The following is a 5,399-nucleotide window of genomic DNA, read 5'->3' on the forward strand; positions in this document are numbered from 1 at the left end:
AGTGGATAGCGAATCGGGAGAAGAAAGCCGCCCAATACGGCAGCAGGGCGCAGAAGCTCCTCGAAAAGCTCGCGAAGAGGGAGGGGCTCTCGCTGAGAGAACTCGCCGAAAAACTCTTCCGCGAGACCTTTCCAAACGCTTTTTAACTCCCTTTTCCAATCCCGGCACATGAGAATCCTCATGGTCGGCCACTATCCACCCCACGGCGGGGGCGTTGCGAGGCACCTCGACAACCTCGTCAGGGAGCTTAGGCGAGAGCACGAGGTCCACGTTCTCACCTACGGCCCGGTCAAGCCGCGGGACTTCGAGAGGAATCTGGTTCACCAGGTTAGAGTTCCACCGGTTTACGGGCTGAGGGGGACGAGCTTCGCGTTTTTAGGTGCGAGAAAGATAGTTCGGCTCCACAGGCGCTTCAGGTTCGATATAATCCATGCCCACTTCGTTGGAACGACAAGCTTCGCCGGGGTTCTGGCGAAGGAACGGCTCAACCTTCCGCTCGTGGTTACCGCCCACGGAAGCGATTTGGAGCACACGGCGGAGCTGACGCTTGGAGGACTCTACGTTAGAAAAAGCCTCGAGAGGGCGGACGCTGTTATAGCGGTCAGCCACTACCTGGCTAGGCTCGCCCAGAGACTTGGAGCAGAAAACGTCAGGGTAATCCCCAACGGCGTTGAAAGACTGGAGGAAATCCCAGCGGAGAGGAGGTACATCACCTTCATCGGGGCGCTCAGGGATTACAAATCGCCCGAAACCTTCATCGAGCTTGCAAGACAGTTCCCCCACGAGGAGTTCCTCGTCGTTGGCGACGGTCCGCTGAGAAGGAAGCTTGAAGAGAACGCCCCGGGCAACGTTCGCTTCCTCGGCTACCGGAGGGACGTGAACAGAATCCTGTCAGAGAGCAGACTGCTCGTCCTCCCCTCAAGGAGGGAAGGCTTCGGCCTCGTGATTCTGGAGGCCAACTCCCTCGGGGTTCCGGCCGTTGGAAGGCGAGTGAGTGCTATCCCTGAGCTGATACGCGAGGGAAAAAATGGCCTGACCTTTGAAAGCTTTGACGAGCTTGTAAAGGCTGTAAAAAGGCTCCTTGAGCCGAAGGCGAACCGAAAGGCGGGAACAATCGGAAGGCGCGTTGCCCGGTTCTACTCGTGGGAGAAGGTCGCGATGGAGGTTGAAGCCCTTTACGAGTCCCTCGCGGGATAGGTTTTTAACGGCTTTTTTAGGGATTTCAACGGGTGGGAGCATGACGATTGTGATAAACATGCGAGACGGTCTGGACGAGAGAAAGATTAAGGTGGCCGCCAGGCTGATTCTTGGGGGAAAGCTCGTTGCATTTCCAACCGAAACGGTTTACGGACTCGGTGCGGATGCGCTGAACGAAAAGGCCGTGAGGAGGATTTTCGAGGCCAAGGGAAGACCGGCAGATAATCCGCTCATCGTTCATATAGCAGAGTTTGACGACCTGAAGAAGCTCGCGAGGGAGATTCCCGAGGAGGCCAGACTTCTAGCGAAGAAGTTCTGGCCAGGACCCTTAACCATAGTCCTGCCGAAGAGGGAGGAGGTCCCGCTCGTTACTACCGGTGGACTCGACACCGTCGCCGTAAGAATGCCGGCCCACCCGATAGCGCTCGCACTGATTAAGGCCAGCACGCCCATCGCGGCGCCTTCGGCCAACATAAGCGGGAAGCCGAGTCCAACCTTGGCGGAGCACGTGGTCGATGACTTCTACGGCAGGATAGAGGCGATAATCGACGGCGGGCCTACCTGGGTCGGGGTCGAGTCGACGGTGATAGACCTCAGCTCCGAGAGACCGACGCTCCTTCGGCCCGGCGGGTTGCCCCTTGAGGAGATTGAGAAGGTCATCGGCCCGGTCGAGATTCACCCGGCCGTCAAGGGAAAGGCCGTTGACCTCGCCAGAGCACCGGGAATGAAGTACAGACACTACTCACCGAACGCGCAGGTTGTTGTCGTTGAGGGGCCGAGGGAGAGGGTCAGAGAAAAGATTGAGGAGCTCATTGCGGAGTACCGCTCGAAGGGCTACCGCGTGGGAGTAATGGCGACTGAAGAGTTCGAGGCCGACGAGTTCTTCCATCTCGGAAAGACCGTCGAAGACGTCGCCAGGAATCTTTTCAGAGCACTGAGGGAGCTCGACAGGCGTGGAGTTGACGTTATAATCGCGGAGGGTGTTGAGGAGCGGGGACTCGGACTCGCGGTTATGAACAGGCTGAGAAAGGCTTCGGGCTACCGAATAATCCGGGCTTAAGCAACGCTTAAATATTGTTGCGCCGAACCAATCCAAGATTCGGGAAGAGGGGTGAGGAACTTGGTATCACTCTTCGAGTCACCTCCTGAAGAGCTTGAGCAACTTGGGTTCAAATACATTGAAGAGGGCAAGGTGAAGGAGGGCCTAAAGCTCATTCTGAGGGCCGCTAAAGGATACGAAGAGGCTGGAAATAAGGAGGACGCCGCGAGGCTTTACAAATACCTTGGCTACTTCCTCGTTAAGAGAGCGGGCGTTGAAAAGGGACGGCCTTCCCTGCTGAAGGCGGCCTACCTCTACATAGACTTGATAGAGAGGGAAATCCTCAAGCCGGACGTTGATATTGACGCACTCGACGACTACTGCACGAGCGTCCTTGAAATCTTTCTGACCCTCAGCGACCAGAGGCACTTCAAAAAGTATGCAAGCGAGTTTGCGACAATCTACGAGGACCTCGGCAACTCCTATGAGGAGAACAACGACGTTAAGCTGGCAATCAGGGCGTACGAGTCTGCCTTCAGGTACTACAGGATGATTGAAGACGAGGAAGGATACAAACGCATGGCGGAGAAGCTCATAACGCTCTACGGCCAGCTGGCGGAGGAGAAAGTCCAGAGAGAAGATATAGCCGGAGCGGCGGACGCGTTCTACGAACTGGCCAAGTATACGAGGGTAATATTCGGCTACGATATCCACTACATCGAGATGATGGACACCGCCGCGAGAAACTACGAGAAGGCCAGCAAGCTCGCCTACTCCAGCGGGGACCTCGACGGGACAACAACTTACCTCGTTAAAGCCCAGTACGCCTACATGCTCGCCCGGAACTTCAACAGAATGAAGCTCATAGGCCTCAACACGGCCAGAATGCTCTATCAGGTTGCCAGCTCCCACCGTTCGGCTGGAAACGATGAGATGGCCGCGGAGAAGCTGATGGAGCTTGCGGAGGCTCTAATCGGCATAGGAAAGACCAAAGAGGGAATAGAGGCGTACAAGAACACCCTAAATACTCTCAACAAACTTGAGTACAAGGTCAGGGTTCGCTTGGCGTTCCTCAAGAAGTACGCCGCCGAGAAGACATCCAACGAGACCCTCGACGAGGTTGAACTCGTTGAGTACCACCTCAAGAAAAAGAACCCGGGAAAGGCCCTTGAACTCGCGAGCAAGGCCATGGAAGAAAAGGAAGAACTCGAAGACCTTCTGAGGGTTCTTACGGAGGCGGAAGGGTATTACTGAACTCCCTGCCTTATTTCCGCCCTTGGAATCGGGACGTGGTAGGGAAGGCGCATCTCCTTCGCGACTATCATGAGCATCGGGGTAAGCTCCGTCGTGAGGAAGTTCACAACCTCAACTAAAAGCACCGGGTCAACCTTTTTCTCATCCTCCCACGCCGAGAGTATCTCGTCAACCTTCTCCTTCTGGGGAGGCAGGTACAGGACGGCCCCCTTAACGGAGGCGTGGGCTATCTTGGGGTTGTAGTCTATCTCAAAGTTGAAGAGAACCTCAATACCGTTAATCTTTCCGGTGGGAGTTCTAAGTTCACCGAGGCGTAGCTCCTCAATCTTGGGGGACAGCTTGACCTCAATCTGACCCGGGGGAATGTTCGACGTCAGCTTCTCCATCTCAACCTTCGTCACGTTGAATCCAAGCACCGGCATCTTCTTTCACCACCCCGATGTTAACAGGGTTGTATAAAACGCTATCGGTATGGCTTTAAACTTTCCCCCGAATTCAGTTCGATGCCGAGGGAAAAAGTGGTTCGCGTCTGGGACGAGAGGGAAATCATCTACACCCCAAAGAGGTGGCGCTACCTCTGGGAGAAGCGCGAGAAGGCTTTGAAAATAATGGAGCGTCTCGCACAGTTCGACCCCCTGCTCTACGGGAGCGTCGCGAGGGGCGACGTGAGAAGGGACAGCGACATAGACATCTTCATCCCGATTAGGGTTCCGAGCTACCTCATAGAGCTGGCTCTAGAGGGTCTCGTGAGGAGAAGGAAGATAGTCATGGCAACCCCCTGGCACCTGATAAAGGGAGTGATTGAGATTGATGAAGAAACGACCGTGACGTTTCCACTCATCGAGCCGACCGACAGGGAGCTGGACTTCTACCGCTGGGGAGGGGCCGTTGATTTATGGGGCGTCAAAACGAAGGAGCGCGTTCCGGGGGTAAATAAGAAGCTGATTCTGATAATTCCCACCGAGAGGGGCCACATCGAGCGCGAAGTCGTTGGGAGGGAGAGTGAAGTAGCGAAAACCCTCGGCGTTAGCGTTGACATCGTTACCGAGCGCGTCCACGTCCTCACGAGGAGGGACGCGATTGGAAGGACTGGCATCTACCTCAACGAGGAGGTTCCCGACTGGATGACCTTTGAGGAGGCCTTGAAGATAATCGCCGACCGCGACCCGAACGTCAGGAGGAAGGTGAGGGAGCGGGGAGGTGTTTAGAGTTCGGACCACGCAGTACATGAGTTTATAAAGGGTTGTACTGCATAGAGGATATGAGGAAGAGTATGTGGAGTAAGCTTGAAAATGGTGACCTCCTCTTTGGGTTTGCTGTAGCCATTGTAATGATACTGGCAGTTATCGCTGGGATAATGTGGGGAATTCAGTACGTCGGCCCAATCGCCACGGTTGGGATGGCTATTATAGTTGCAATCCAAGCATGGTATAATAAGCAAACTGCAGAGACTATGCGAGAACAGGCAGAAATAATGAGGCAGAGCATGATACTCTCGTTGAAAAAAGAGCATACAGCACAGCTTCATTACAAAGCCATAGAGCCTCTTATTGAAATATTTTCCAGACTAAAAATGGAGAACAATAAATTGAGAGTAGAAACGCCTAAAGAATATGAGATAATTGTTGACGCCAGCTCCCTGCTTAATGGCAACTTGGAGAACAACGAAGAATCTTGGAGACTTCGATTTATAGCGTTTGCAACTTCCGTTAATCCAAGTTTGGATGTATACCTTTTGTATGACCTTGTGAAATATCATCTTCCTGAGATTATAGAGCATTTCAAGGGGTTAGTGCTTGCAACAGCAAACGGCGATGAATCCAGCTTTAACGAGTATCTAAACAAGATATAAGGAAATACTGAACGCATTTAGAACCGTTATCGTGCTTTCAGATGAGTGTCCATACAT

At 53.8% G+C, this 5,399-nt stretch carries 6 protein-coding genes; 5 read left to right on the top strand and 1 reads right to left on the bottom strand.

Annotation, left to right across the window (positions count from 1 at the left end; genetic code table 11):
* Window positions 1–168: 168 nt before the first annotated feature.
* From MVK46_RS09930 to MVK46_RS09940, 3 genes are read left to right on the top strand one after another with little or no spacing between them, the layout of a single operon-like run.
* Complete coding sequence (locus tag MVK46_RS09930; protein ID WP_297536516.1) at window positions 169–1,197, top strand: glycosyltransferase family 4 protein; 1,029 nt, start codon at window positions 169–171, stop codon at window positions 1,195–1,197.
* A 40-nt stretch (window positions 1,198–1,237) separates the two neighbouring features.
* On the top strand, window positions 1,238–2,257 hold the full coding sequence (locus MVK46_RS09935; RefSeq protein ID WP_297536517.1) for an L-threonylcarbamoyladenylate synthase: 1,020 nt from the start codon (window positions 1,238–1,240) through the stop codon (window positions 2,255–2,257).
* Between the two features lie 51 nt (window positions 2,258–2,308).
* The gene (locus MVK46_RS09940; protein WP_367182652.1) at window positions 2,309–3,490 is read left to right on the top strand and encodes a hypothetical protein; all 1,182 of its coding nucleotides are present in this window, start codon (window positions 2,309–2,311) and stop codon (window positions 3,488–3,490) included.
* On the opposite strand, the gene MVK46_RS09945 is transcribed toward MVK46_RS09940, so the two are convergent.
* Window positions 3,484–3,912, bottom strand: a complete 429-nt coding sequence (locus MVK46_RS09945; RefSeq protein WP_297536519.1) for a hypothetical protein — start codon at window positions 3,910–3,912, stop codon at window positions 3,484–3,486. The two genes, MVK46_RS09940 and MVK46_RS09945, sit on opposite strands and share 7 nt — an antisense overlap.
* Window positions 3,913–3,993: 81 nt before the next feature.
* On the opposite strand from MVK46_RS09945, the gene MVK46_RS09950 reads away from it, so the two are divergent.
* Together MVK46_RS09950 and MVK46_RS09955 are read left to right on the top strand one after the other, a co-directional pair.
* Window positions 3,994–4,698, top strand: a complete 705-nt coding sequence (locus tag MVK46_RS09950; RefSeq protein WP_297536520.1) for a nucleotidyltransferase domain-containing protein — start codon at window positions 3,994–3,996, stop codon at window positions 4,696–4,698.
* 35 nt (window positions 4,699–4,733) lie between these two features.
* On the top strand, window positions 4,734–5,342 hold the full coding sequence (locus tag MVK46_RS09955; RefSeq protein WP_297536521.1) for a hypothetical protein: 609 nt from the start codon (window positions 4,734–4,736) through the stop codon (window positions 5,340–5,342).
* Window positions 5,343–5,399: the final 57 nt, after the last annotated feature.

Origin of the sequence: Thermococcus sp. (assembly GCF_027066465.1) — an archaeon.
GTDB lineage: Archaea > Methanobacteriota_B > Thermococci > Thermococcales > Thermococcaceae > Thermococcus.

What these genes read in the sequence shown, in the direction of transcription:
- MVK46_RS09950 (WP_297536520.1), top strand. Translation starts at nt 3,994, where the DNA reads ATGCCGAGGGAAAAAGTGGTTCGCGTCTGGGACGAGAGGGAAATCATC.
- MVK46_RS09930 (WP_297536516.1), top strand. Translation starts at nt 169, where the DNA reads ATGAGAATCCTCATGGTCGGCCACTATCCACCCCACGGCGGGGGCGTT.
- MVK46_RS09935 (WP_297536517.1), top strand. Translation starts at nt 1,238, where the DNA reads ATGACGATTGTGATAAACATGCGAGACGGTCTGGACGAGAGAAAGATT.
- MVK46_RS09945 (WP_297536519.1), bottom strand. Translation starts at nt 3,912, where the DNA reads ATGCCGGTGCTTGGATTCAACGTGACGAAGGTTGAGATGGAGAAGCTG.